Origin of the sequence: Mucilaginibacter terrae (genome assembly GCF_042679325.1) — a bacterium.
In the GTDB taxonomy this organism is placed as follows: Bacteria; Bacteroidota; Bacteroidia; order Sphingobacteriales; family Sphingobacteriaceae; genus Mucilaginibacter; species Mucilaginibacter terrae.
Map to the genome: position 1 here is coordinate 218,191 of NZ_JBHTMJ010000017.1, position 26,193 is coordinate 244,383.

Sequence of the window (26,193 nt, forward strand, 5' to 3'; positions counted from 1 at the left end):
ACAAGCACAAGCAATTATAACAATTATTTCTAGAAATTTCAAATGTAATGGCATAAGATAAATTGCTCGCTTGTCAGAGCCGGGTAATCATATTTCGCCAATCTTTCATTTTCTAAATACCAAGAAATAAACTTAAATGTGTCCTGATTTTCAAATGATTTTACGGCTAATATGGCTGTTTTTAATATATTGCGGGTTCAACCTTTTTAGCCTGAATGGAGACATTGACCCCTGCGAATTGCAGAAAAATTACTGGATATGATTTTAATTCTATACTACGGCTTACAGGGGTGTATGGGGCGCATTCCCATTTTGATTTTAAGAAAGCAAAAAGATTTGTTCCACTTTATAGCCCAAGCTACATCGTAATTGAAATAACTACTGACTTAATCGAACTTGCAGTCACTATTAACTATAAAGAGAAAATCATCGTAAACGATGTCGTTAATGCTTTCAAGACAGGACAAGACTTAGGTTTAAAAATGGCTGAAAACCAGGTTGAGGAAGCTATGGATAAAGGGTTTGAAGAAATCCACTTATTTGCACAGGGAGGCAAAGACTATCCTGGCTATAATGGACACATCACTTGGGCAAAAGTTGGATTTACAATGGGAAAAACAGCGCTTGCTAAATACAAAAAACTCTTGAAAGGGCTTGCTCAGGTTTACAGTAAAGATTTATTTTCTTTGTACCCCGATTTACTGATGCTACTATCTACCTCTGAAGGTCAGAAAATTTGGGCTGATCATGGCTTTGCTTGGGGCGGTTATTTTAAATTAAACAAACGGTCAAAAAATTACAAGATAATGTCTAAATACCTTATGCTAAAGTTCGGCTAGATTTATCTATGACCTAAAGAAATAAACCTCTTTTGAATTGCTTCAAATTGCTCTGAACGCTGATCTTTCGTCATACTCTTAAAATCGATAAACAGATTAAGCGCTTCAGGTTGATCCGAGGTAGGCTGCTTAGCGAAGTTTTCATCCATAAAGCGATTTATAAGATAAATTGTGTGGGAAAGCCTTGTTTTTAACAAAGGTTCTTTAGACATGCTCATTCCTTTCGATTGATGCGCATGAGTTCTTACCTTGTAAATAATGCCTTGGGCATTTCGTTCGGCTAAGTATGATGCTAAGGCAGAATGTTTCGGACTTAAGGAAGTCGCTTTTCTCCCTCTGGTTCTTGACATTCTTTTTGATTTAACACTACCCATAACTTATAAAATTTTTGTTGTCAACAGGAAAATGACGAGCAAAAATATAACTATTTTTGAATTAACCAACAAATACTAAAAGTTTAGGTTCCTCTAATTCTTCACAAAAGCTCTTTTTTTTACTGACATAGAAGTATCAAGTGCAAAACTATCTTAACGGCAAATCTCCACGCCGTTTCAGGAATAAATAAAGAAATGAAAAAGATTATGAAGTTTTTGGCAGCACAAAGAATGCGTCGCGGCATCAAACCCGGCATACCTTTGCCCAACGCGCCGAAGAAAAGGAAATACACCCTATAGTTTTGCAAAAAATGTATAGGCACGAGTCCATCCTAACGACGATGATTTACCAATTAAACTTTTCACACAAAAAAGCGGACGAGGCATTAGATGCTGTGATCGGTTAGTTGAAAGCAAAGGGGCTAAATCGTAAACAAGATATGATTAGCCTCTTTGCTTTATTTTATTTGAGCAACTGTTAGGGTCAATTACTATCGCTATTCTAAAAATGATAGCCAAGCGAAAGCCGCAGAGTATTAGCTAACGGACTGCTTTCCTGACTGGCTAAGAGATATGAAAAATCTATAGTGAGTTGTTTATACTTGAACCCTGTTCCTAAAGTCATGTATTGCCGATTGCCCTTCTTCGGATTTTCGTAAAGGTAACCAACCCTTACAGCAAATTTTTTGTCATACCAATATTCAAAAGCCGGTGAAAAGCTGATCTCCTGAAATTCTTCCTTCAACCCTCCAGGTGCATCGCCAAAAGAACCAAAGATACCGGCAGGGACTGACTTGTTATCATCTTCTCCTTCAATAACAGAACCATTTTGATCACGAACAGGAGGTGTTGGCACCAGCAGTTTATTCAAATCTAAACCTACCATCAATTGGCTGTACTCGTCTAAAAACCATATATTGGATACACCAATTTTTAAATTTGTTGGGAGGAAGTATTTTTGTCCTAAGTCAGTGTAGCTTAGTTTTGATCCTATATTCGATATGTTCAAACCTAAAGCAAAGACGGCATCTTTGCCAAATTGTAGCGTTTGACTCCGGAAATAAAGAGAAACATCAGTCGCTAAAGAATTTCCGGGTCTTGCTTGCTGCCCTTGAGTTAACAACCCGCTCGTGAGGGAAGAATGGATGTATCTAAGAGATAGACCTATGGAAAAATTTTCACCGAATTTTCTTGCTAATGCAATGTCTAGTGATAGTTCATAAGGCCGAAAATAACCAGTTTCGTTTTCGTTACCATCAAAAAGATCAGCCCTGCCTAAATTTAAATACCGGAAAGAAGCGCCAATGGCATTTCGCTCATCAAGCCGATGCGCAAAGCTCAAGTAAGCGAGGTTGGCATCTGGTGTGATACGACGTAACCACGGACTGTAAGACAATGACAGTTCGCTGCCATTGTCTATAAAAACCAGTTTTGATGGATTCCAGTAGTTAGCATTAACATTAGGCATGGTTGCAACTCCAGCATCCCCCATGCCTCCCGATTGTGCATCAGGTGAAATATTCAGGAATGATACCGCAGTTGGAATAGCATTCGAATTGCTGCCATTTGTATAGGTACCACTTGTTGTCTGACCTTGCGATAGGGTGTAAAATAGGGTGGTAATAAAAAGCAGGGTAAATTTAATTCTCACTTATTTGTATAATAATTTCTAAAACCTGTTTTAAGTTTGATCTTAAAATGCTACGTTATAAATCTGCTTAACTGCTTCTTTTTTTTAACATCGCAACCACCCATGTGATTACAATTAAACACATGGGTAGTTATGTTATGAGCCTAAATCTGTATTTGATTAGCATCAAAATTTCCCCCTGATAAGGAAACTTTGCCAAGGGGAATATAGCCTTTGGTGTGCCTTGAGCTTTCACCGAGCCATACACGAAAATAAAATAAACCATACAAGAGCAATTTGTCTCATTAAACTTATTTTCTAAGGTAATCATCAAGCTTTAAGTCAGTAATTATTTGCTTACCAAAGTATGCCTTAGCTTCATCTGTCCAAGCCAGTTGACTTTGTTTTATAACTTTATTAAGTTCTACATCTTTTAAGGATGTTTTCCAAATTGCAGTAACCATTTTATACTTCTTATCGTCCCCCAACATTTGATTTATCTCGTTATTAGTGTTCGCAGATATACTGATGTAGTCAATTGCAAGATTGGCTCCAGGGCCAATCAAATATGATTTTATTGGTAAATCCCAGTCATTAAGAAAAACCTGCAATGGCTTACCTAAATATCGCTCTTTATGATCAATAAAATTAGTTTTAATATAAGCGGATGTATCACCTCTAAACTTAGTTAAAGACATGTAACCTTTAACATGTGTTCGGCGCTGAATAGAACAAGAACATGTTATAAATAAAATAATTATTATAGTGATTTGATATTTCATTGTTTAATAGAATTAATTAACATTTAAAAACATGGTCGCCTTTCAAAAGTTACCGTACCATCCGAACCAGTTTCTTTATTTGCTTTTATAACTTTGTAATCATCACCAATTTTTTCATATAATGCTAAACCTGTATTTCGACTTTCTAAAATATATGCCATTGCCGCATTATGTGCTTCAATTCTGATTTCTTCCGGCGATAAATTGCTATTGCTGTTTTGGTAAGATAATGTAATGCTTGAATATACCGCATTATAATCAGTTGCTAAGGTACTTCCAGGTAAAAAATTCCCAACACCATCCACATTATTAGCTTTCGGATATTGAGCAGTAAAAGCATCCAATGCTGAAGCATTAACAACCACCATGGCATACTGCTGCCCATTGGGACCAACCACAAAACTGCTGTTTGCTGTTGGGTAAGCCGTATGAGCCGTTTGTAAGGCATAAATATCACCTGCCGATTGTGCCCATCCACCACTATGGTCATGCCCAATTCCTACGGCTACGGTACCAGGCGGGGGAGTTAAATTTATACTCGTTTGCGAAGTGGTTGAACCCGTTGAGCTGGTTGGCGTACTTCCTGTTACTTCGCCGGTTGTGGTATTTTTATAAAAGCCCATGCCATATTCGGGGTTGGCCGTGTTACCTGCGTAATTCTTTAGATCGTTTAAGCCCCCGCTCACAGAAGGGTGAGGGCTATCAACCATGGCTTTGGCTGCTGCGGCAGCATTTTTGGCGGCTTGGCTACAAGGGTCGGTTCTTAAAGGGGTGGGCGGATTGCCACCGCCGCCACCGCCGCCACCACCTCCACCAGTTGGTGGATCGTAAGGAGGATCTTCTGGTGGCGGATCATCGCCGGGCTCTGTTTCAATATTTACAATTTCTTGATGACAATCACGGCTATCTTCTACCTCGTCGCCTGTCTCGCAATCTTCAGTCCAACGGCAAACTTCCCAGGTTTGTATTCCAAAGCCCTCTAAAACCATAGTACGAGATGAGTTGCCCTGCACACAGGCTTCTCCGGGTAGTTCTTCACCTACTTCCTGCGCATTAGCTTTATAAAAAGCACTAACATGTAATCCGTCTTGGTTAAGATAAGGATATATCCCGGTAAGCAAAATTATAATCAGTATTAGTTTTTTCATTGCTCCAAAAATCATTGTTTAATCATGGTTGTGCTTCAGTCTATAAAGTTTTGTTCTACATAGTTTAATGTATTGCCGTTGGAGGACCACAGCGGCCTATAAATAGGCACAGGCCCTGTACGGAGGTGCCGTTTTAACAACCACATTAATTGGCCCGTCAGTTTTAACTGTCTTGCAGGACATGAAGAGTGCAAATATCAGGAAAGGTATATATTTCACGGTTATATTATCTTAATTATTAGCATGGATTTTTGCAGAGGCTTTTTTAGAAAGCTATCTGCCCGTTGAATGGGATTTTTAACGCTTCCTTTTTCTCCTATATATTATCCTGATTCAATAACTATTTTTTATCAAACCCATAGTCTTCCATATCTATATCCGCCACTAACTGCTTGCCAAAATAAGCCTGCGCTTCATCAGACCATTTTCCTTTTTTAATAAAGGGGATTGTTTCTGTAACAGGCAATGGCGTTTTCCAATTGATGATGATCGTTGATGGGGTTGTTTTAGCCGCAATTTTGGACTTCTTTTGAAGGTAACTATAAAACTCCAGAGAGAGTACTATATCTTCATTAGGATTAACACCAGCACTTCCGGAGGAAAAATCTTTGACCGTTAACTCAAGGTCTTTCAGGAGTATGCTCAGCGGTTTATCAATATAAGCCGCCCTTCGGTCTATAAAGTTTTGCTTTACATAGTTTAATGTATCGCCGTTGTAAGTTGACAGCGGCTTGTATGCAGGCACAGGTCCTTTCGGAACAGGCTTAATGCGGGGTACGGTTTTGACAATTACATCAATTGGCCCGTCTTTTTTAATTGTTTTACAGGATATGAAGAGTGCAAATAGCAGGATGAGTTTATATTTCACGGTTATATAACTTATTCAGTAAAATAGCTGTGTTTTTTAAAGTATGTAAATCATGAAACGAGCAGATGCTTAATTGAAAGCTATCTGCTCGTTTTAAGTCATGAATCAATCTCAAATTATGAAACTAAGGGATTTAAAATCTTAATCAGACACGGGTAACAGCATTATCGATTTATAATTTTTACATCACCTACGATTTGTTGTCCGTAGTAGTCAATTGCCTTTTTAGCCCATCTGGGGCTTACTCTTAAAACTTCAGTCGTTGTTCCATTTTGTAAGGGAACCTTCCAAGTGATGTAAAGTGTAACCATCTTTACCCCGGCATTTACTTTATTTATCCTGATTAAATATTTATCGAAAAAAAAGTAAGTTCCAGGATTAATGTCTAATACGGCAGGACTCGGACTAAGATAATTTGAAATAGGTATTTCCAAATCTTTAATTATTTCATTAATGAATTATTTAAATCGCAAACAAGCTTGAACCCTTCCTATCTCACTGGATTGGTTTTACAATAATTTTTTCAATTGAGCCAATTGTTTGATTGCCGAAATATTGTTTTGCCGCAGCGTTCCAAAGACCTTGTGTACTACGCATTATAGCTATCGTTGAATCTGCGGCTATTGGCTTTTTCCAATTTATAATTATCACCGATGGTTCATTTTTAGTTTCTATTTTTTTTGTCTGTTCTCTATAGTTGTCAATATTTAAATACACAAGTGTGCTCGTCTTAAAAGTAGATTGATCTAATACCGCCACAAATTTAGTAATAGGAACTTCCATGTCTTTTAATAAAACATCTAACTTCTTATTTATATAGGCTTCCTGCCTATCAATAAAATTCACTTTCAAATATTTGGCTGTGTCACCATTAAATGTTGAAAGTGATTGATAATTGGGAATCGGTTGATTAGGGTCTACTGTTCTGATTACTTTTTTGCTGTAATCAATATGAGGTACAATGACCTGTGCTTTTCGTGATGTTTTACAAGATGCAAAGAGTATCACGAGGATTATTAGATGATATGTTTTCATATAAGTTATTTAATGTTTTATCATGGACAATCTGAAATCCGTAAAACAGGAGTACCATCCATGTTAAGTTGATCATTTCCATACGGGTCCTTTACTGTCACATAGCCTATTTTTGTAAATGTATTAGAACCAGCTGGAGCTTTAAGGAGCGTTATACCTGCGTTATTCAAAATATATGCGGTTGACCTTTCAAATGCTTGAAACGGTGTAGAACCGTTGCTCATCATATGTTGTTGGACGTTAAAGAAATCTGCCCCTAAAGATGAAGTGGCCGAGAAGTTATGATCAGAAGAATTTACTGAACCAGGGTGTGCTGCTACCCAATTATGTAGTTTTGTGGCGTCTGTAACGGTTATCGCATACATTGAGCCATCTAATCCCCTTGTATAAGAAGTCTTAAACGTTGGTAGTTGATTGTTTATACTTCCAAGCCTAAATATATCTTGTGCCGAGGGAGCATTATTATTTTCATGTGTATGCACATCTGCGACCGAATTTCCGAATACAGAAAATGTACCACCGCTACCAGTCATTTGTGTAATTGGGGAGGCAGTATACGTGCCGCCATTATTTTGGATAGGGAACCCCTTTTCATTACTTGTGATAGGACTTAATTCAGCTATACGGTTTTGGACATCTGTTTTATTAATAACATTTGTTGCTGCCGTACCCGCCGCTTGTGCCGAAGGAGGGCAATCCGGATTGGGTGTCGGGCCGCCACCTCCACCACCACCGCCGCCACCTCCGCCAGTTGGTGGATCGTAAGGAGGATCTTCTGGTGGCGGATCATCGCCGGGCTCTGTTTCAATATTTTCAATTTCTTGATGACAATCACGGCTATCTTCTACCTCGTCGCCTGTCTCGCAATCCTCAGTCCAACGGCAAACTTCCCAGGTTCGTATTCCAAAGCCCTCTAAAACCATAGTACGAGATGAGTTGCCCTGCGTACAGGCTTCTCCGGGTAGTTCTTCACCTACTTGCTGCGCATTAGCTTTATAAAAAGCACTAACATGTAATCCGTTTTGGTTAAGATAAGGATATATCCCGGTAAGCAAAATTATAATCAGTATTAGTTTTTTCATTGCTCCAAAAATTATTGTTTAATCATGGTTGTGCTTAAATGCTCTCCATTGCTTGTGATGGAGAGTATATACGTCCCTAACATTGCAGGAGCGGTATTTACCCTTACATTATTGATACCTGCAAGTACCCTTATGCTGCGGTCCCGGTAAACAATATTACCCATCCTATCTACAAGCAACATATCGGCTACCCCTGAACGCTTTGCTTCAAAGGAGACTTCAAAACTGGTGGCAAAAGGGTTAGGCCATGCTTTAAACCGACTAATGTTGGTGTTTACAACCACTGCTTTATCAGCAGCTTTTTCTTCTGATGGTCTAACTAACGATACGAATACAGGCTTCTCGGGTTCGTTACGCTGAACAGACCAAAACTGCAACGGTCCAGCCAGTAAAATGGAATCACCCTTTTTCTGGAGTGTTAAACTGCCCCGGCGTAATTCGAAGCCAACAGGTTTTATAGGGCTGTAATGGTCGGTACGCTCTATAAGGCCGGTATTGTCTTCAAGATTTAAGACCGTATCTTGCTGATAAAGGGAGAAGGTAAGCATTGTTTTTTCATTTTCCTTCCACTTCACCCGGTATAAACTGTCGCGGCCGGTTATCTCCCAAACCAATTTTTCCTGGCTAACTATATGCTGGCCGCTCCAGTCGTAAGTGAACACCGTTCCTGTAAATTTGCCTGTCAAATCTTTTGATCTGGGCAGGTAATTAACGCCTGAAACCTGGGAAGATGCTTGCATAGCAACCCCTTTCTTTATAGCGTTCATTTCGCTCCTAATCGCTGTTTTAGGGCTTAGATTTTCCGGCGTTAAAACCTGCAATTCGTCGTTAGCCCTATCATATCCGCCTTTAGCTGCCTTACTTAGCCAGTAACGTGCACTATCCAAATTAGCAGGCAAGCCATATCCATTGCGATAGCATAAACCAAGCATATACATAGCGCCCATACTGCCTAATGATGCCCCGCGCTTAAATAAGCTTACGGCAATAGGGTAGCTTTGGGCACAGCCCAAACCTTTATAGTGCATAAAGCCTAAGCCATAATACGCCGAAGGTTGATTTTTTAAACTACCTTGTTCAAAGTATTTGCAGGCTTTCTCAAAATCCTGGTCTACTACAAGGCCTTGTTTATATATCAACCCAAGATTAAACCAGGAACGGCTATATCCGTTTTTAGCGGCTTGGCTAAACCATTTAACAGCCTCTTTGCCATTAATCGGCGTACCGTTGCCCAAGCTATACAGTACACCCAAGATATTCATGGCTCTTTTATTACCGGCCTGGGCTTCTGCGATGTACAGATCTACTGATTTTTTAGGATCATAAGCCGGGCTCTTGGGATTTAACCTTGTTTCTGCCTCAATCATTCCTGATACCGGCCTAAAAATTTTGTTCTGTGCTGCCAGGCTGCCTGACATGCTCAAAAACACGATTATATAAATAGAAACTCTCATTCTACATAGTTTTGAATTACCAGGTGAATGAGTTTTTCATTACATTTTCACCAGTCGGATTTTTTAATCTTTTTGCCGCTTTGAGCCTTTCCATTGGTTCAGGCATATTCTTTAAGGCAGCAATGGCGATACTATATTGCACAGGGTCATTTGCAAATCGGTCTTTTATTAATTGGCGATTGGAGTTATGCACCATCATATCTTTTACACTTGTGGCGCTATCTAAACCACTTGCTAATCCGCGTTGCTTTAATTCCTTCCAATCTGATACCGCATATTTTAATGCCAAGTCATTGTTTTTTACCAGTAGGAATTTCACGTATTGTGCTTCTGTGAGTATTTTAGGCATGTGTTCGGCTTCATAAGCTTTTGGACTAAACTTAACACCTACTGTAGTGGTTTTGAAACTTGCTTCTGCTTGCTTCATTTTACCGGCAGCAGCAGTCAACGCGTCTATCTGAACCTGGCTTAGTTTAAGTTCTTTCCTCATTCTTGAAGCGGCAGCAAACTGTGAATTGCCTTTTAATGGAGCGGTTTGTTGCAAAAGAATACGGCTGAGGGAATCTGTGCGCATCATAATGCTATCAAGCCTGCCTTGAAGTTGAGGTCCTAACTTAAATTTAAGCATCGCTTCTGCCGTTTGCAGGCGTTGCTCATAAAAAATATCGTAGAGTTTCTTTTTGAGCCCAGGGGTTGTGTTCTCTTTGTTTGATGCCATGGACACACCGGCCATTGCCCAAGCTTCCGCTTGCGCACTTTCTTTGACTTTGCTTAAAAAAAATGCGTCTAATTCTTCCTGCTTTGTGCTGCTTTGTTGTGCAAATAGGCAAAGAGGTGAAAATCCAACGATCAAAAAGAAAGTAAAAATTTGTTTTCTCATAAGTGTTTAAGGATTGATTGTGTAAAGATTAATTATAGATGACTTGAAATTACCACCATTGCCGCTTTCCGTCCTTATCAATGGTAAATGGCCGCTCTTTGCCCTCAGAATATTCAGGACGTAATAGTAAAAGTGCATTCAAAGGGACACCTTCAAAGTCCATTTCAGTAGTTTTTTCACCAGCGGTGTTTTCTCCAACCATTTTCCATTGATTATCCCAATAGAACAACTTGTATTTTTTACCAGGTCTGAATACCAAGTATTGTTCCTGCCACATAATGGTGATTGTGCGCTTTTGAAGTGTATCAGGCTGTAAGGTTAGCTGGCCATTGATTCCCGCAGCTACCGGATAACCGGCTGGTTGATGCTTGCCCCCTATATAATAAGCCGGTAAAAACACAGCGCCCTTACACATATCTTTAAATATAACCTTTCCATCTTTTACAGATCCCCACCAAGTAGGGCGCCAAGTACCACCATTAAATACATAGGCATAAGCAACGCTTTGATTAACCGGCGGAGTTTCAATTTTACAAATCACGTCCTGAGTTTCGAAATGCAGGCTGGTAACATCAATGTAATTTACACTACGCATAAAGCCGCTAGGTATCTCATTATTTGATTTAAACGAAGCTAACGTGCCGGGCTGTCTTGAATATGTTTCACGAATAATTTTAGATGGTTCCCTCGGGAACTTATTGATTTTAACTTCGGCGGAAGAAGCATCAAAAGGTATCGGAACCATTTGTTTGTTGAAAGTATTGTTGAAAAAATGTGTACCTGTTGATGTCGCCCAATACGGCACAACATTTACCGCTGCGGGATACCCTTGTGATCGCAAAGTGAATACTTCCAAGACAGAAATATCGTCACAACTACCTTTTTGCCGGTTAAGCAGTTGGATAGCGCCAAGCCGTGGAAGGGGCTCCGTTTTCTGTTCGACTCCCCAGGTATTGGTAAACCATAATTTTAAATCTTTGGCCAAATAATAAAGAGCGGTTTCTGTATCCTTCTTACGTGTGCTGTCTTGTAACCAGGCAAATCTTTTGGAGTAGACACTTCGCCAATTTTGTAAGGGTTCGACACTTACCCTGTATGGTAGTACATATTCACAAAAATCCTTGAATGAAAGATTTTTTGCCGCAGGGTAATTACGCACAGCGAAAGCTCGTTCAATGTTTTCAATTAAAAATGAAGCTTTGACAGAGTCAACATCAGCATATCTATAGGCTTGCGGATGGATGCCTGGGGTTATCTTTTTAACGGAGTCAAACGCAGCCAAAGCACTATTGAATGTCTTGTAATCAAGTTCATTATAATTAACACGCTTACCTGCGCTGTCAGCCCAATAATAACTTGATGAATAATGGATGTCCATATTAGCAATCAAAAATTTAACAGCTTGGAGTTTTAACGGGTCGCCTAAAGTGCCGTAGTGTTTAAGTGCTTTTTCTAACTCTGTCCTGTTTTTCCCTGCTTTATTTAGCACTCTTTCTACTTCCGCAGGATATTTTTTAACGGATTGTGCCAAGAGTATTACAGGGCAAAGAAGTAAATAGATAAGTAAGGTTTTTTTCATACGGAGAGGTTATCGCTGGTATTTATTCATGAATGGCAATTCTATATGCTTTTCCGCCGTCCTGAGACCGATCAACTTTCTGGCCTCCGCCTTATAGAAATAAACCTGTTCCGAAGGCACTTTTGCTTTCAAGCCCAAGATTTCATCTGCCATATGAAGGGAGGCATCTCGCTGACCTGTCGTCGTATAAAGCTCCATGAGGGCGTAGCGGTGCAGGAAACGGGTTGGTTCCATATTTTTCGCTATCAAATAAGATTTTTCAGCATCTTTCAACATGCCTAATGCTTTGTAACAACGGGCAGATTCATGATAGGTGTCGGGATTTGAGGTAAGCCGCTGTGCATTTTTATAAGAGATAAGAGCCGCCTGGTATTTTTTTTGTTTTACTTGCGCGTTCGCCAGTATTCTCCAGTAGGCTTCCGAATTATACAGCTTTGTTTTTAATCCAACTAGTATAGTTTCAGCCTGTTTAAATTTACCTGCTTTCGAAAGCTCAGATGCATATTTATTCTTTAATTGAGCCTGTGCTACAGGTATTTGATGGTATAAGATAATTAACCCTGCCAGCAGTATTATCATTCCGGTAAATACAGGCATGACACTATTTTTAGTTACAGTCTTACCAAGTGCAACGGTATCGGCCGTAAGCACCTGCGCATTTGCAGCAAGCATGCCAGCGTAAAAAAGGAAAATTATATATACCGGAATCGCCTGGATCGCAAAATTGGTAACCCCCATCAGGATGAAAGCGGCAATACCCGCATAAGCTAACTGGCTTGAACTTATTCCAGTAGCAAGCCTTTGCTTAACTACTTTATCAGTCGTCGACTTTGCCGAAATTAGAATATTGGCAGGTAACTTTAACAGAGTCACCAGCAAAGCAACAATTAGAATGGTCCCTATTAAACCGCCTTCAACGAGGTTTTCAAATAATTCATTATAAGCCATATTAACATTGCCCGCATTTCGGAGTTCCTTTGGCGTTGCTCTGCCGTCGGCTATATAATGCTGTTGGTAGAGGTTATAATTTCTTTCGAAGGTTCCATATCCGTAACCAGTTAATGGCTGGTCAGCCGCCATCAACAAGGATAGTTTCCAGATAAACAACCTGCCATCCGACGACGACTGTTTCGCTTTATATATAAACAGGCACCCTGTTATAAATAATAAAACCACACCTACTAAAATCAGGTTGTTCTTTTTCACAGCAGCTTTTAACCGACCAATGATGTTATATTGGTAATGTCCGCATAGCATCATAACAAGCCCGGCTCCTAACAGGGCAGTACGGCATTTCAAACTGAACAATGCCAGTACAATCAGAAGAACACTTATAGTGATAATATACCGGGGAATACGGCCAGGGTTCAGGATAACAAAAATAAGGGAGGGAATTGAAATTGCTAGGAAAATTGCCGTAATATTAGGATTATTCCACGTCCCTGTTACGGCAAAATAAGAATTTAAACTTTCGACTATTCCTGCATATTGTAACAAACATACAAATGCCTCTAAAGAAGCAAACGCCCACATTGAAGTAAAAAGAAACGAACTCCTGATAAGTTGCTGATCGAATAAATAATAAACGACAATAAACAAACCATAGCCGCACAATATATAAATATGCCTGTATGTTAAAAGTTCAGAAACCGCGTAAGAATTGTATATCGTATAAAATAGCAAAATGCCTGTGATGGTGATGGGGAGGCTGTACAAAATTGGCTGCTTTGAACGGATTTGATAAAGTCCGGTACATACAAACAATATAGCGCATAAAAAGATAAATAGAAAATGTGTGGTGAGTGACCTGTATATAAGTGCACCACTGGTTACTAAACCTGCACAAATGAGCAAACCCGTTATAATAGAAAAAAACAAACCTGAAACAGGCTTGGAAAAATTTAGCGAACCGGCATTAGGCAGCATTTTAATGAAAAGGTAATTTAAGTTTTATTGGTATAAATATTCGTCTTCGACAGGATTTATGCAGACACAAACCCGATACATAGATAAGGAAATACTTTCTAATATCTATCACCACCATTAAAAAAAATTTGTAGCTATTATTATAATCATGGTGAAGACAATTTAATGAAAGTAAGCCCCACTCTCTCGCAGAGCAGGGCTTTCAACCTAAACCTTATCATAATTAGATAATTGTCCGTTAAGTTTTTTATGATATAATATTTTACATTGTTACTATCGAATATAGAGAAGCTATCTACTACTTCTATTACCTATGATAGCAAACCTGCATCATTGAATGGTTTGAATAAAACAGTCCCACTTTTCTTCATTATATCTTTAAGACTATTCAATTAGTACAGCAATTTTAATCGCTCTTTTGCCTGCAATTCATAATATTTAGGAATAAACCGATGATACAAGCTGCATTGTGGATCTTTACCATCGGTACGATAAACAGGACATCCGCTGGTACAGATGGAACGATAACGGCATTTTTTGCAATCGTCAGATTTGTGGCCCTCGTGATGTTCACCGCTGGCGATCATGTCTACCAGGTCTAAATCTTCATTAAATATGGTGTGTGCTGCCTCATCGTTGTTTTCAAACTGCACATGGCAATATTTGAAAGAGCCGTCCGTATAGATCGCACCGCCTGAAAAACCCGAGGCACAGGTTTGAAAACCTAAATCGTTCGGCTTTAAGTCACAAAACTGGAAGCGTTTAGAAAACTGCCAGCCGTCATTGATGGCCTCCAGCATAATGGCATAGGATACAGATAAATATTCATCCAATAGTTCCGCATGGATCTTTTCGCCTTTCACAATGGAATACCGGAAGGGAATATTTAAATCAATTAAGTAGCTGGTGAGTTCCGGCAAGCCTATCAGGTTTAGGTTGGTCACAACGGTATTGACCGATACATTAATCCCTGCTGCCAGTAGCTTGCGTAGATTGGCATCCACGATATGAAACGAGCCGCAACCTGAACGAAAACTGCGTGTGGCATCGTGGGTGGCTTCTACACCGTCCAACGATACACCGTAACCAATGCCATGCTCTTTGGAAAATGCGATGATCTCGTCATTCAGCATCGTTAGGTTGGTTACAAACCCGGCATCAAACTGGCAATCTACATCAGCTAACGCTTTTCTTGCTTCGGGGATGAACTGTTTCCAAACGCCAAACTGCCCCATCGGTTCACCGCCAGCCAATCTAAGCCGGATATGCCGGATGCCTTTCACCGTTACAGTTTCCACCATTTTGTGCAGCAATTGCCGCCGTACCTCACCTCTCATCCCACCGCCAGTATTCAGGGTTGGGATATAGCAGTAACTGCATCCCAGGTTACAGGCATTGGTGGTGTGAATCCAAAAATTTAATGCGTTAGGCGCAGCGGGTTTTTCCGGTACGGTAAAGCTGTTGCCATCAAAACCAACAATCTCCGTTTTGCTTAGCAATAACATGAATTGTTCCAGTGCATCGGCTGGTATTTGCAACCCGCTCGCCAATGTCTCCATGTCGTCGCGGCCATTGACCGCCCGTAAGATTTCGTACTGGCGGCGGTTTAATAACCGGAATGAATGCGGGAATGAGCAATTAACCGCATAAGCGTAACCATCACCCACCGGGTTAAGCAATAATTCAGGGGATTTCTTCGGTACCAAATTCATAAAGCAGTTGGGATTAATCAATCAGGACTTAATTACCGCAATCACCATTGGGGTTTGAAACCTCATGATAGCCGGAACAGTTGCAATCAGGACTTAACTGTTCGGCGGTTTTGGCTGCATACACATTGTTGGTGCAGTCATTATAATTATTGGTGCAATCGTTATAATTGTTCGTACAGTCATTGTACTGAACAGTCGCATCGGCCGATTGGTTGTTGTGATTTAGCAGTCTGATTGCCGCAAGATCGTCAAATAGAATGTCATTATAACTTGTGGTGTGCATGGCAATGGTTTTTATATTGTTTATTAATTTTCTTGTTTATTAAGCCTGTTCATCAGTGTATGAACCGTACTTGGGTGCCATCTGCCGCCAGTACGAAAAGTTGGCACCTTTTTTTTATTTAATTCCTCGCAAACTGCGCGGGTTGTTATGATGCCCCGTTTGTTTAACCGCCTTATCATCGGCGACAATTTAACGGCAAAATCATCCGCTGCTTGTTTGTTGACAACGGACAGTATTTTACTATTCTTGCCTAATTCAACACCGCGTTTCTTGGCGGCGGATAAAGCCGCTTTGGTCGTGTCACTAATGCGCTGGCGTTGTTCTTCGGCTACCGCTGCCAGTATGTGGATAGTGAACCTATTGGCATGGGGATTATCTACAACCATAACCTCTACCTTTGATTTTACAATTCCTGCAATCTGCTCAACATCACGCCCCAGCCTGTCAAGCTTTGCAACGATCAATATGGCTTTGCGCTGTCTGCACAATGCAAGGGCATCAAATAATCCTGCTCGGTGCTTGCGGGTTGATTGAATCTCGATCACCTGTGTAAGCAAGCTATAGTCATTGACACTGCAATATTGCTCTACCGCATTTTGCTGCGCTTCCAGCCCCAACCCGCTTTTACCTTGTCTGCTGGTTGACACGCGATAATATGCGATTGCCTGTTTCATGGCTTTTGCCTTTTGTTCATCATTAAACCATCGGTTATATTTGAACAAGATTTAGTTTAAAATCGCTTAATGCCGAATTTCAAACTATTGAAATTCAACAATTTGAAATTTGAACAGTATAGAAAAATCGGGCTTTTTGTCTATGGATTGACGATGGTTTATTAACGAACAAGTTTTGCGCAAAAATTAGTTCGATTGTTTTTTCATTCTTACCTGAAATAGGTGTCTTGTGGCTATTACGCTCTCCATTCTGGCCTTACTGGCAACATTTTATCAATTGTACCTGCAACGCATTCATAATGAAAAATCAGTAAAGCCCCTGATACAAATTAATTTGACAGACCAGAACGGTCTGATCTACGTCCATGTTCAAAATAATGGTTTGGGACCGGTAATTATTGAAAAGCTTGTCTTTACAAAAGACGGGCAAGAACATTACGATATCAAGGAGTGGCTAACGCTTGACAGCAGACAATACCAGCATGTAACGATCAACGGGTCGGTCAAGAAAGTGGTGCCGCATGGAACTTTTATGGAAGTATTCTCGAAACAGTTTGAAAGCAATGCTGCGGCATCCGAAATGGATGATATCCGTCGCCAGCTTGCCATGCTTAAACTGGAAGTGGTAGGAAGGGACATTTACGATCACAAAATCTCTGTTAAAAGAGATTTACAGTGGTTTGCCCGGCATCATTAAAGTAACGGTTTTAAATTTGGATTGGTAAAACAAATCCCAAACTCTTTACAATATTTGCTATTGCAAGGCATTGGAAATTAGCCTTGAAGATTTACTTGATTAATCATTGTTATCGATGCCATCGGGCGAGGGCCTAATAACAAAACCCATGATATGACAGGCTTCTTTGTAACGGGGCGCGCATGTCAAATTTCTTTTCTGTCAATGAAATCCAATTAAGCTATAAGCGGCCCAAATTGGCAAGTGAGATGCAACAGATATCTTCGGCACGGCTTACGTGCATGGGTTGGTGTAAATCGCCAACAAAGTGAATGATAAATTTTAAGGCTTCGGCTTGTTGTTTACGGGTGCTGGCTTTATCCGTCAGGATGGCCGTGTTCTTTAATATAGCTTTGTAAACATTATCATTTGCCTGATTGAAAACGGTCTTTGTGAATTCTTCATAGCTTAAGCCAAGTGGCAGATTAACGTAGTGCCAGGGCGCGGTATATTTATAATCTGGCTGGTTACGAACCTGATCGGCCCAGCTACTTACATCGGCCATGCTTTGGTCGCCTAACAAGGCAGCAACAACGGCTTTTGATTTCGGGTTAAATGGTTATCGGCAATTAAAGCAACCGTGCGGTATCCAACGGCACCCCATGAGATAATGATGGCGGCCAAACCAATAAGAGCAATACAAGCGATTTTTTTCATGATATACAAAGCTAAGGCTGCTACACTGTTTTTGGAAGTTGCTAATGTTATCAAATCGTAAATCGATGACTTTGTTACAATCTTAAAAGCTACCACCCAGAGGAATACTAATAATTTTAGTATGAAAAAATAAAACGGTAAATTTGCAAGATGTGTACGAAAGCAGTGTCAGTGAATGTGCGGGTGATGTCGGAGAAATTGCAAGTGCCGATTGTTACGCCTGTTTCCGGTTTTAAAGGTGGAGCCACCACTCCAGAGGAGAAAGATGATATTCGTCCAACAGACCTGTCACCTGTCATCACCCATCATCGCCCGCGCGAAATTCAATATATGCGCTGGGGTCTTATTCCGGGTTTTGTTAATGACCCAAAGGAGATTAAGCCGATGCTTAATGCCAGGGCTGAAACGCTTACGACTACACGGTCGTTTAAAGATTTAATTATGGCAACCCGTTGCCTGATTTTAAACGAAGGTTTTTATGAAACTGAAAAATCTGCAACCGAGCAAATAGAATGGAAAATCACCCCGGCCACTGAAGATTATTTTTATAAAGCTGGATTATGGACGACCTGGCGTAATCCAGTAAACGGCGAAATTATAGAATGTTTTACCATGATTACCTGTGACCCTACCGGACACAGCTTTAGAGACATTCACGACCGTATGCCGATCATCATGAACAAAGCGCAACGTCGTTTATGGATGAACCCGAACGCATCGTTGGAACAATTAATGGCTTTGCTTACACCTTGTGAGGCAGATGTGTACATTGTCACCGAAAATAAGCGTACACCGTTAAAGGCAAAAAGAATCAAAAAAGACGACAAGGATTTTCTGTTTTAAGCTTACCTGAAATTCCTTGCGTTGGGGATCGCATCACCTGCCGCATTTTCTCTAATTTGTGTCCTTTTATTTTCAGCGGTAAAGGGCATTTGTTCAGCGGTTAAATTGTCGCCGCCATTTTGGGGCAATGCCGCTTCGCTAATCAAAGGCGTGAGATCATGGCAGCTTTTTACGATGATATTCTGCACGACACCTTCGCGTTGTACCCAACCACTTACCATGAGTAATTTGGCTCCTAAAATTTCTTTCCGGTAAGCATCAAATAGCTTTTCAAAAACCACCAGGTTAATTGTGCCTGTTTCATCTTCTATGGTGATAAAACACACACCACCAGCCGTGCCGGGACGTTGACGGGAAATAACCAGCCCTGCAACCTTGACCCGTTCTTTGGCTTCAACATTTGCGGTTTCTTCTGCCGATAGCACGTTTAAGCGTTTTAATTTTTCCCTGGCTAAGCTTACAGGATGGGCTTTTAATGAAAAAGAAGTAGAGGCGTAATCCTGTATGACGTGTTCCGCTATACTCATTAAAGGCAATTCAAATTGTGACGTATTCGCCTTTTTAGGCGTTTGACCTTTGAATAAACCATTTAGAGTATCGGCCAAAGCCGCCACTTCCCACAATGCCTTTCGACGGTCCAGTCCGAGCGAACGAAACGCATCGGCATCAGCCAGCCGTTCCAATGCGGCCTGTGGGACACCCGCATCGTAAATTTCTGTTATTTTTTTATAGAGCGCTTTACGTCCGGCCAGCAACAGCAACATATCATCCTGCCTTAATCCCTTAATATGCCGGAAGCCCAAGCGCAAAGGGTTGAACCATTTTATGCGTTCTTCGAGCATGTTGTCCCATTCCGAGTAATTAACGTCAATTGCCAAAACTTCGACACCGTGGTTCTTGGCGTCGGTAATAATTTGAGCGGGCTGATAAAACCCCATCGGCTGGCTATTGAGCAGCGCAGCCGCAAACACGTCAGGATAATAGCATTTAAGCCAGCACGACACATAAACCAGTAGTGCGAAACTGGCGGCATGGCTTTCGGGAAAGCCGTAACTACCGAAACCTTCTAGCTGCCGGAAAATTCGTGTGGCAAATTCTTCGGTATAACCCCGTGCCATCATGCCATCGATCAATTTGCGTTCAAAAACATTGACCAAGCCTTTAAACTTGAAAGTTGCCATGCTACGGCGCAAGCCATCCGCTTCGGATGGCGTAAAGCCCGCAGCAACGATGGCGATTTTCATGGCCTGTTCCTGAAACAATGGAACGCCCAACGTCCGGCCTAAAATTTCTTCGAGCTCCTTAGACGGGTAAGTGACTTTTTCCTCGCCGTTGCGCCGCCTAATGTAAGGATGCACCATATCTCCTTGAATCGGACCAGGCCTTACGATTGCTACTTCAATCACCAAATCATAAAAGCATTTTGGACGGAGGCGAGGAAGCATCGCCTGTTGGGCGCGGCTTTCAATTTGAAACACGCCGATGGTATCGGCAAGGCTTACCATTTGATATACTCCTTCATCATCCTGGGGGATATTGGCAAGGGTAAGTTGTATACCGTAATGCTGCTTTACAAGGTCAAATGCTTTACGGATACAGGTCAGCATCCCCAAGGCCAATACATCCACTTTTAGAAAACCCAATGCATCAATATCGTCTTTGTTCCATTCGATGTTTGTGCGGTCTTCCATCCGGGCATTGATGATAGGGCACAAATCTGTCAGCTTGCCTTGTGTCACCACAAAGCCGCCCGTATGTTGTCCTAATTGGCGCGGGAAGCCCATCATTTGTGCTGTAAGGGCCAACACTTTTCGCAATTGCGGATCGTCGGGGTTTAAACCTTGCTCTACCAATCTTTCCGGTTCAAACCATTCATCCGTAAATTCCCAAATAGCAGCAGAGAGGCGGTCAATAGTATCTTGCGATAGCCCCATGACCTTGCCTACATCGCGTATCGCGCCCTTTTGGCGTTGCTGTGTAACCGTTGCGACAATTGCCGCACGGTCACGGCCATATTTGTTATAGATATACTGAATGATTTCCTCGCGGCGTTCATGTTCAAAATCGACATCAATATCGGGCGGCTCATTACGGGCCGATGAGATAAAACGCTCAAACAGCAAATCAAACTTTGTTGGGTCAACTGAAGTAATGCCCAAAACGTAGCAAACAGCAGAATTTGCCGCAGAGCCGCGCCCCTGGCATAAAATCCCACGGCTTCGGGCTTCCCTAACAATGTCATGTACAAATAGGAAATAATTGGCGTAGTCCATTTCTTCAACGAACTTCAATTCATGGTTTATCGTAGCAACAAGCTTTTCGGGGGGCTTGTCACCAAAACACTCTTTAACGCCTTCCCAGGTCAAATGCTTTAATTCTTCCAAAGGTGAGTGGCCACTTGGATTAATTTCTTCGGGGTAGACGTATTTAAGTTCGTCCAGTGAAAAGGTGCAAGCTTTAGAAATATCTTCTGTTGTCAAAATTGCTTCGGGATAATGTTTAAAAAGCCTTTCCATTTCAGGAATAGGTTTTAAATAGCGTTCAGCATTACCATGCAATTTATATCCTGCTTCAGGCACCGTACATTTTTCACGGACACAAGTAAGCACATCCTGCAATTCACGGCGGCTCAAATCATGGTAATGCACATCATTGGTGGCAACCATTGGGATGCGATGCCGTTCGGCAAGCTCATGAATGCGAAACATCCTTTTACTATCACTTGATTGATAAGTACGGGATGCTGCGATATATAGTTTTTTGCGGATATGTTGCCGGTATTCGGCCACGTCATCCTTGAACTGCTGGTCAAATTCAAACAGATCATCCAATCCTTCAGGCGGCACAATAATAAAAATCATGCCCGCGCTATGGTCAAATACATCTTTCTTATACAAGAAGCATTTACCCTTTTCAGCCCTTTGGTTGCCTAAAGTCAACAATGCTGAAAGACGGGCATAGGCTTCTTTATCGGTGGGATATGCCAGCAGACTCGGCCCATCCAGTAAATCCAAACGGCACCCAGGAATAATTGAAATGCCATTTTCTTTTGCTGCCACATGAGCCCGCACAATTCCTGCAAAAGAATTGCGGTCGGTAATACCAATACGGGCATAGCCTAACGCAGCCGCGTGGGTGGCCAGTTCGTCGGGATGAGAAGCCCCACGCAAGAAGCTGAAATTGCTTGTGACTTGTAATTCAATGTAAGCCATGTTTACGCGAAATAGCCATGTAAAAACCACTGGGTTTGTTGCTGGCCGTAATGGCCGGAACGAAACACCCAATAGCGAAAACCTTGTTGGTCTTCGACGATGTAATAGTCGCGGTGTTCGCCTACATCCAACCACCATTCACGCTCGATCCGTTCAGGTCCATCCGCGCGTTTAATATGATGAACTTCGTTCTTGTACCTAAATAACATTGGTGGATCATCGGGTATCGGCGCTGATACTTGGATAATTTGAGGCTTAGGCAAAAGCTGGGTTGGCCTCTCCATATCGCTGCGCCAAAAGCTTTGCGGTTTATCTTGAATATTTTTCGCAGCTTTAATGGAACGTTCCGGCCAGTAGCGTTCCTGCGGCAAATAGCGATGAATAGATTGTGCGCCAACCTTACCGGACAAGCGGTCAAGCAATTCTGCAATACCGCTATCCTGTAAACCTGGCTTACCCGCCCAAATGGCTTGCTGGGTGACATCCACATCTTCAACTTTAGGCGCATCCATCACGAATAACTCAATGCCTAAATCCGGCTCAATTTCCCCGATGTGTAATTCAAACAACTTGAATAAATGCTCGACCACATGAGTTGCCTTATTCGTGCCGATGGTTACTTGCTGCACTTTTCCATCAATGCGGTAAGTTGTCAGTGTTGCAGTGCGAATGCCTTTCCCTTCCGACGACAGCCGCTTAGTCAGCATTTCCAAGAGTTCACGGATGGCGATTTCAATGCCTGGGCGTGTTCTGATAGGTTCTAGGCTGGGCAAGCGTTCATGATATGGTTCAGGTTCCTTAATGACAGCAATATATTCTTCCAGTTCGCCCATTGCTTGCATAAGGCGCAAGATTAAGCCATCGCCAAAACGCCGCCGCAATTCGCCGCGAGGGATTTTTTGGAGTGCCTCAATACGGTAGAAGCCAAGCTTTTGCAGCCGTTCTAAAATATTTGCATCCAATCTTAATGCCGCAGGAGGCAACGGCATTAGGGCTGCTTTATGCTCTTTGGTGGGGATAATGCTCCCTGATCGACCAAAGCGAGCGACCGCCCAGGCTGCGCCGACCGTATCGGCTATGGCGGCTTTAACTACGTATCCTTTAGCTTTGAACTTTTTAACAATCTCATTCCGGTAAGCGGCTTCACCGCCCCATAAATGAGCGCAGCCGCTTATATTGAATATCAACCCGTCAGGCAAATCAATTGCAACATTGGGAGTGTACCGTATGCACCATTCGGCAATTGCCCTAAGCAATTTTTCTTCACGGCCAAGACTATCATTCAAAACCTTCAGGGCAGGGGTCATCGCTTTGGCATCGGCCACGCGCATCCCTACTTGCAGACCTTGCGCTTCAGCTAACGCATTCAACGCCGTAATCACAACACGGTTATGGTCAGGCATGGCGAAGACAAATGGAATTTTCGCTAATTCCGGTTTGCGTAAGATCATCCAGTCCGTTTTCAGACGGTAAAACCACAAGGCCATAAAACGTTTGTCCATACACTCATCCTGCCTTTCTGATTTGTTTAACCGTAGTATCAACAGCCAAATTATCGGCAACCAATGAAAAGGCTTTGCCGCGCCATTCCACGGTCCAGATTCCAGGACTACCATTGCGAACCTTTTGTAGTTCAACTTTCCATCGCGGAAATCCCACCCCCGGCAATCGGCCTATTTGTTGGCTTGGTGTAGGCGTAATTTGCCACCGTGCAACACAGGCTGTATTGCCAACCTTGTTCGGGTCATTTCGCAGCACAAAGCCCGTCACCTTGCTTTGTTCGACCGCCAGTTGCAGCCTTCGCGATTGTGTAAATGTTATCTCTCTGATCTCAGAAATAACTGCCGTTAGGCCGTCGCACTTCAAAGCTTCTTCTGTTGCCCAAAGCACATCTTTTTCACGGGCCAGATCAATGAATATGACACTATCCGGCTCAATGCCAAATTTTTTCAAAGCGGGTGGAAACATGATGCGGTTGGCACTTATCCAAAGGCAAATGCCGCCTTCCGGCATAAGTGAGGCAATTAACCCAGTAATGAATGCACCGCAAGCTGTGCTATGTTCCACTTGTGGGTTCACAAACTCATGCATCATGCCTGTAGGAAAAACACCGTTTGGAAACGCAGCCTCAATCTCTTGAAGCCCGCCAATTTTGGCGGCATCACCCTGCAAAGGCTTATAACCCTGCTTGAGCAAGATTTCCTCTTTGAGGCGGTTGATGATGTCTTTTTTCGTTTCCATGTGGGTTGCTTTAAATAAGGCATACAAAATTAGTTGATGTCCGGTTGCGGAACATCTTCCTATATTCTGCATTATTTAGGGATATAATCCCAGCACAATTTTACAAGCACAAATTATGCTAATAAAATTAGCAATTTAAAATACAAATTGTTCACAATGGATGTGGAAAAGTTTTTGAGTTTGCCGCTACTTTGACGGATAAGGTGTGAAAAAAGTCAATTTAGATAGCGAATCAAATGTGCGAATGCAGCTATAAATATAAAAAGCAGAGGAAGTTGCGTACAGAAAATCAGATAAATTACACACAAACTAATAGACTAGTTAATCTTTTCCTAAGTATTTGAAGTATGTAACCCAACTGGCCGCACAGGCAGATGACACTATCGGAAGTTAACCTGCTTCATCATTTATTACTTCGCAAACCAACTACGAGCACCCAAGACGACATAACAGTTTGTCTTGGTTTTTTTATTTATTGGAGGCGATTTTTATTTACAAAAGGCGATTCTCATCCCTTGCGTTTGTGTTATAATCATTTCCATACCAACCGATATAACCAACATTACCCTGAAAGGTAGCATCACGGTAGTATCGCTAAAATCGGAAAATACAGAAGCTAATTAAGTGCTTGAAAATATTGGTTGCGGGGGCAGGATTTGAACCTGCGGCCTTCAGGTTATGAGGCCGCCCAATCTGGTTTTAATATAAATTAGCATTGTTTATCAGAGGTTATTTAAACTTATCAAATCAAAGGTTTAGATGGCATCCTATAGTTATTGGATATTATTCTTTTTAGCTGTGTATTTACCTTCAAAGTAGCATCTGGGTAGCATCAAAAAAGGAGACGAAATGTCCAATCTGACATTCAACTTTACCAAAACAAAAATTGACACGTTACCACCGACCATTGATACCAAATGTATCTATTACAGAGATACCCAACTCAAAGGTTTAACTCTTGCCGTTCAGCGCGGAGGAGCGAAATCATTTTATCTTTACAAGAAAATAAACGGGAAGCCAGAGCGCCTGTTTGTCGGCAAATATCCTGACCTATCTGTTGAGAATGCACGAAAGCTGGGTAGCATAAAACTGGGGCTAATTGCACAAGGCATCAACCCTGCCGATGAAAAGAGAAAAGCAAAGCACGAAACCACTTTGGGCCAGCTTTATCACCAATACATGAACCGCTACAGTAAAGTTCATAAAAAGTCCTGGATTTATGATGAACGGGAGATACCGAAATTTTTTAATCACTGGTTCAAACGAAAGCTTAAAGACATCAAACGCCCGGAGGTGCAAAACTTACACGACTACCTGTTTGAAACGGTTGGCCGTTATCAGGCAAACCGTTGCTTAGAACGGTTACGTGCCATGTACAACAAAGCCATCGAATGGGGATGGGAAGGCACGAACCCTACCAACGGCATCAAAAAATTTAAAGAGAAAAGTCGTGACCGGTTTGTGCAGCCATCGGAAATGCCTTTTTTATTGCAATCCATAATTGAAGAACCCAACGAAACCATCAGGGATTTTATCTGGTTGTTGTTGTTAACTGGTGCCCGTAAGACCAATACGCTGATGATGCGCTATGAGCAACTTGAATGGGAACTTAATCTTTGGCGTATTCCAGAGACCAAGAACGGCGAACCGCAAACCATTACGCTAACCGACCGTGCTGTAGAAATATTGAAAACACGTTTGGTTACAGCAAAAAGTGAATGGGTTTACCCACAGGATGACGACCCTTCCAAGCACCTGGTCAAGCACGACCGAGGCTGGAAGCGCATTCTAGAAAGGGCAACCGTTGCGATGTGGCAGCAGCACCCGCAGGTATCAAAATGGGTGAATGATAAATTGCTATCTTATGTTTCTCATTACAATTCTATCAGCCAATATAATTGGCTCAGGAAGATAAGTTTGGAAGAGGAGATCGATTTGCCAACAGGATTGATGGACATCCGCCTGCATGATCTGCGCCGAACTTTTGGCAGCTACCAGGCACTTACCGGTGCCAGCCTGCAAATCATCGGCAAAAGCTTGGGTCATAAATCAACACATGCTACATTGGTATATGCTCGTTTAAATTTAGATGCGGTAAAAAGCTCAATCGATAAGGCAACCGAGGCTATGTTCGCAATTTCATAACAATTAGAATATTATCATCACTTGGATGCCTTTTTCAGGTGATGGTAATAATGCATATGATTTAATATTGACGTGATAAATTTGACGTGGAAA

The 26,193-nt window shown here is 41.7% G+C and carries 24 protein-coding genes and 1 pseudogene; 5 read left to right on the forward strand and 20 right to left on the reverse strand.

Annotated features, from left to right (window positions below):
• Positions 1–215: 215 nt before the first annotated feature.
• Positions 216–839 carry a hypothetical protein gene (locus ACFQ3S_RS17165; protein WP_377166728.1) on the forward strand — a complete coding sequence of 208 codons (624 nt, stop codon included), beginning with the start codon at positions 216–218 and terminating at the stop codon, positions 837–839.
• Between the two features lie 2 nt (positions 840–841).
• Here ACFQ3S_RS17165 and ACFQ3S_RS17170 read toward each other — a convergent pair whose 3' ends face one another.
• The gene (locus tag ACFQ3S_RS17170) at positions 842–1,189 is read right to left on the reverse strand and encodes a hypothetical protein (RefSeq protein ID WP_377166730.1); all 348 of its coding nucleotides are present in this window, start codon (positions 1,187–1,189) and stop codon (positions 842–844) included.
• A gap of 254 nt (positions 1,190–1,443) precedes the next feature.
• Here ACFQ3S_RS17170 and ACFQ3S_RS17175 point away from each other — a divergent pair.
• Positions 1,444–1,620: pseudogene (locus ACFQ3S_RS17175) on the forward strand (site-specific integrase); the annotation flags it as partial.
• 95 nt (positions 1,621–1,715) lie between these two features.
• Here the strand turns inward: ACFQ3S_RS17175 and porV are convergent.
• From porV to ACFQ3S_RS17245, 14 genes are all read right to left on the reverse strand, one after another.
• Positions 1,716–2,864 carry a type IX secretion system outer membrane channel protein PorV gene (gene porV / locus ACFQ3S_RS17180; protein ID WP_377166732.1) on the reverse strand — a complete coding sequence of 383 codons (1,149 nt, stop codon included), beginning with the start codon at positions 2,862–2,864 and terminating at the stop codon, positions 1,716–1,718.
• A gap of 290 nt (positions 2,865–3,154) precedes the next feature.
• Complete coding sequence (locus ACFQ3S_RS17185) at positions 3,155–3,625, reverse strand: hypothetical protein (protein ID WP_377166734.1); 471 nt, start codon at positions 3,623–3,625, stop codon at positions 3,155–3,157.
• Between the two features lie 23 nt (positions 3,626–3,648).
• Positions 3,649–4,773, reverse strand: coding sequence for a hypothetical protein (locus ACFQ3S_RS17190; RefSeq protein WP_377166736.1), 1,125 nt, complete (start codon positions 4,771–4,773; stop codon positions 3,649–3,651).
• Positions 4,774–5,113: 340 nt separating this feature from the next.
• Positions 5,114–5,641: a hypothetical protein gene (locus tag ACFQ3S_RS17195; protein WP_377166738.1), complete on the reverse strand. Its 528-nt coding sequence runs from the start codon at positions 5,639–5,641 to the stop codon at positions 5,114–5,116.
• 164 nt (positions 5,642–5,805) lie between these two features.
• Positions 5,806–6,075 (reverse strand): hypothetical protein, encoded by a 270-nt coding sequence (locus tag ACFQ3S_RS17200; RefSeq protein ID WP_377166740.1) that lies wholly within the window; start codon positions 6,073–6,075, stop codon positions 5,806–5,808.
• 61 nt (positions 6,076–6,136) lie between these two features.
• Positions 6,137–6,676 (reverse strand): hypothetical protein, encoded by a 540-nt coding sequence (locus ACFQ3S_RS17205; protein WP_377166742.1) that lies wholly within the window; start codon positions 6,674–6,676, stop codon positions 6,137–6,139.
• A 20-nt stretch (positions 6,677–6,696) separates the two neighbouring features.
• Complete coding sequence (locus ACFQ3S_RS17210) at positions 6,697–7,758, reverse strand: hypothetical protein (RefSeq protein WP_377166744.1); 1,062 nt, start codon at positions 7,756–7,758, stop codon at positions 6,697–6,699.
• A gap of 11 nt (positions 7,759–7,769) precedes the next feature.
• On the reverse strand, positions 7,770–9,212 hold the full coding sequence (locus tag ACFQ3S_RS17215; protein ID WP_377166746.1) for a tetratricopeptide repeat protein: 1,443 nt from the start codon (positions 9,210–9,212) through the stop codon (positions 7,770–7,772).
• Between the two features lie 16 nt (positions 9,213–9,228).
• Positions 9,229–10,092 carry a hypothetical protein gene (locus tag ACFQ3S_RS17220; RefSeq protein ID WP_377166748.1) on the reverse strand — a complete coding sequence of 288 codons (864 nt, stop codon included), beginning with the start codon at positions 10,090–10,092 and terminating at the stop codon, positions 9,229–9,231.
• A gap of 49 nt (positions 10,093–10,141) precedes the next feature.
• Complete coding sequence (locus ACFQ3S_RS17225; RefSeq protein WP_377166750.1) at positions 10,142–11,671, reverse strand: transglutaminase domain-containing protein; 1,530 nt, start codon at positions 11,669–11,671, stop codon at positions 10,142–10,144.
• 9 nt (positions 11,672–11,680) lie between these two features.
• The gene (locus tag ACFQ3S_RS17230; RefSeq protein WP_377166752.1) at positions 11,681–13,597 is read right to left on the reverse strand and encodes an O-antigen ligase family protein; all 1,917 of its coding nucleotides are present in this window, start codon (positions 13,595–13,597) and stop codon (positions 11,681–11,683) included.
• 392 nt (positions 13,598–13,989) lie between these two features.
• Entirely contained in the window at positions 13,990–15,309 is a 1,320-nt protein-coding gene (locus tag ACFQ3S_RS17235; RefSeq protein WP_377166754.1) for a radical SAM protein, read from the reverse strand.
• A gap of 28 nt (positions 15,310–15,337) precedes the next feature.
• The gene (locus tag ACFQ3S_RS17240; protein ID WP_377166756.1) at positions 15,338–15,592 is read right to left on the reverse strand and encodes a hypothetical protein; all 255 of its coding nucleotides are present in this window, start codon (positions 15,590–15,592) and stop codon (positions 15,338–15,340) included.
• A 23-nt stretch (positions 15,593–15,615) separates the two neighbouring features.
• Entirely contained in the window at positions 15,616–16,314 is a 699-nt protein-coding gene (locus ACFQ3S_RS17245; protein WP_377166758.1) for a recombinase family protein, read from the reverse strand.
• Between the two features lie 181 nt (positions 16,315–16,495).
• On the opposite strand from ACFQ3S_RS17245, the gene ACFQ3S_RS17250 reads away from it, so the two are divergent.
• A complete protein-coding gene (locus ACFQ3S_RS17250) occupies positions 16,496–16,963 on the forward strand; it encodes a hypothetical protein (RefSeq protein WP_377166760.1) in 468 nt (155 codons plus the stop codon).
• Between the two features lie 220 nt (positions 16,964–17,183).
• Here the strand turns inward: ACFQ3S_RS17250 and ACFQ3S_RS17255 are convergent, their stop codons facing one another.
• The gene (locus ACFQ3S_RS17255) at positions 17,184–17,507 is read right to left on the reverse strand and encodes a S1/P1 nuclease (RefSeq protein WP_377166762.1); all 324 of its coding nucleotides are present in this window, start codon (positions 17,505–17,507) and stop codon (positions 17,184–17,186) included.
• Positions 17,508–17,518: 11 nt separating this feature from the next.
• Positions 17,519–17,659, reverse strand: coding sequence for a hypothetical protein (locus tag ACFQ3S_RS17260; RefSeq protein ID WP_377166764.1), 141 nt, complete (start codon positions 17,657–17,659; stop codon positions 17,519–17,521).
• A 204-nt stretch (positions 17,660–17,863) separates the two neighbouring features.
• Between ACFQ3S_RS17260 and ACFQ3S_RS17265 the strand changes: the two genes are divergently transcribed.
• On the forward strand, positions 17,864–18,502 hold the full coding sequence (locus ACFQ3S_RS17265; RefSeq protein ID WP_377166766.1) for an SOS response-associated peptidase: 639 nt from the start codon (positions 17,864–17,866) through the stop codon (positions 18,500–18,502).
• 2 nt (positions 18,503–18,504) lie between these two features.
• Here ACFQ3S_RS17265 and ACFQ3S_RS17270 read toward each other — a convergent pair whose 3' ends face one another.
• From ACFQ3S_RS17270 to ACFQ3S_RS17280, 3 genes are read right to left on the reverse strand one after another with little or no spacing between them, the layout of a single operon-like run.
• Positions 18,505–21,714: an error-prone DNA polymerase gene (locus ACFQ3S_RS17270; RefSeq protein ID WP_377166768.1), complete on the reverse strand. Its 3,210-nt coding sequence runs from the start codon at positions 21,712–21,714 to the stop codon at positions 18,505–18,507.
• A gap of 2 nt (positions 21,715–21,716) precedes the next feature.
• Positions 21,717–23,216 (reverse strand): Y-family DNA polymerase, encoded by a 1,500-nt coding sequence (locus ACFQ3S_RS17275; RefSeq protein ID WP_377166770.1) that lies wholly within the window; start codon positions 23,214–23,216, stop codon positions 21,717–21,719.
• Positions 23,217–23,220: 4 nt separating this feature from the next.
• On the reverse strand, positions 23,221–23,955 hold the full coding sequence (locus ACFQ3S_RS17280) for an ImuA family protein (RefSeq protein ID WP_377166772.1): 735 nt from the start codon (positions 23,953–23,955) through the stop codon (positions 23,221–23,223).
• A gap of 849 nt (positions 23,956–24,804) precedes the next feature.
• On the opposite strand from ACFQ3S_RS17280, the gene ACFQ3S_RS17285 reads away from it, so the two are divergent.
• Positions 24,805–26,100, forward strand: coding sequence for a tyrosine-type recombinase/integrase (locus tag ACFQ3S_RS17285; protein ID WP_377166774.1), 1,296 nt, complete (start codon positions 24,805–24,807; stop codon positions 26,098–26,100).
• Positions 26,101–26,193 lie beyond the last annotated feature (93 nt).

What these genes read in the sequence shown, in the direction of transcription:
- ACFQ3S_RS17220 (WP_377166748.1), bottom strand. Translation starts at nt 10,092, where the DNA reads ATGAGAAAACAAATTTTTACTTTCTTTTTGATCGTTGGATTTTCACCT.
- ACFQ3S_RS17235 (WP_377166754.1), bottom strand. Translation starts at nt 15,309, where the DNA reads ATGAATTTGGTACCGAAGAAATCCCCTGAATTATTGCTTAACCCGGTG.
- ACFQ3S_RS17285 (WP_377166774.1), top strand. Translation starts at nt 24,805, where the DNA reads ATGTCCAATCTGACATTCAACTTTACCAAAACAAAAATTGACACGTTA.
- ACFQ3S_RS17230 (WP_377166752.1), bottom strand. Translation starts at nt 13,597, where the DNA reads ATGCTGCCTAATGCCGGTTCGCTAAATTTTTCCAAGCCTGTTTCAGGT.
- ACFQ3S_RS17185 (WP_377166734.1), bottom strand. Translation starts at nt 3,625, where the DNA reads ATGAAATATCAAATCACTATAATAATTATTTTATTTATAACATGTTCT.
- ACFQ3S_RS17280 (WP_377166772.1), bottom strand. Translation starts at nt 23,955, where the DNA reads ATGGAAACGAAAAAAGACATCATCAACCGCCTCAAAGAGGAAATCTTG.
- ACFQ3S_RS17260 (WP_377166764.1), bottom strand. Translation starts at nt 17,659, where the DNA reads ATGAAAAAAATCGCTTGTATTGCTCTTATTGGTTTGGCCGCCATCATT.
- ACFQ3S_RS17170 (WP_377166730.1), bottom strand. Translation starts at nt 1,189, where the DNA reads ATGTCAAGAACCAGAGGGAGAAAAGCGACTTCCTTAAGTCCGAAACAT.
- ACFQ3S_RS17270 (WP_377166768.1), bottom strand. Translation starts at nt 21,714, where the DNA reads ATGGCTTACATTGAATTACAAGTCACAAGCAATTTCAGCTTCTTGCGT.
- ACFQ3S_RS17210 (WP_377166744.1), bottom strand. Translation starts at nt 7,758, where the DNA reads ATGAAAAAACTAATACTGATTATAATTTTGCTTACCGGGATATATCCT.
- ACFQ3S_RS17275 (WP_377166770.1), bottom strand. Translation starts at nt 23,216, where the DNA reads ATGGACAAACGTTTTATGGCCTTGTGGTTTTACCGTCTGAAAACGGAC.
- ACFQ3S_RS17205 (WP_377166742.1), bottom strand. Translation starts at nt 6,676, where the DNA reads ATGAAAACATATCATCTAATAATCCTCGTGATACTCTTTGCATCTTGT.
- ACFQ3S_RS17240 (WP_377166756.1), bottom strand. Translation starts at nt 15,592, where the DNA reads ATGCACACCACAAGTTATAATGACATTCTATTTGACGATCTTGCGGCA.
- ACFQ3S_RS17255 (WP_377166762.1), bottom strand. Translation starts at nt 17,507, where the DNA reads ATGGCCGATGTAAGTAGCTGGGCCGATCAGGTTCGTAACCAGCCAGAT.
- ACFQ3S_RS17215 (WP_377166746.1), bottom strand. Translation starts at nt 9,212, where the DNA reads ATGAGAGTTTCTATTTATATAATCGTGTTTTTGAGCATGTCAGGCAGC.
- ACFQ3S_RS17190 (WP_377166736.1), bottom strand. Translation starts at nt 4,773, where the DNA reads ATGAAAAAACTAATACTGATTATAATTTTGCTTACCGGGATATATCCT.
- ACFQ3S_RS17165 (WP_377166728.1), top strand. Translation starts at nt 216, where the DNA reads ATGGAGACATTGACCCCTGCGAATTGCAGAAAAATTACTGGATATGAT.
- ACFQ3S_RS17225 (WP_377166750.1), bottom strand. Translation starts at nt 11,671, where the DNA reads ATGAAAAAAACCTTACTTATCTATTTACTTCTTTGCCCTGTAATACTC.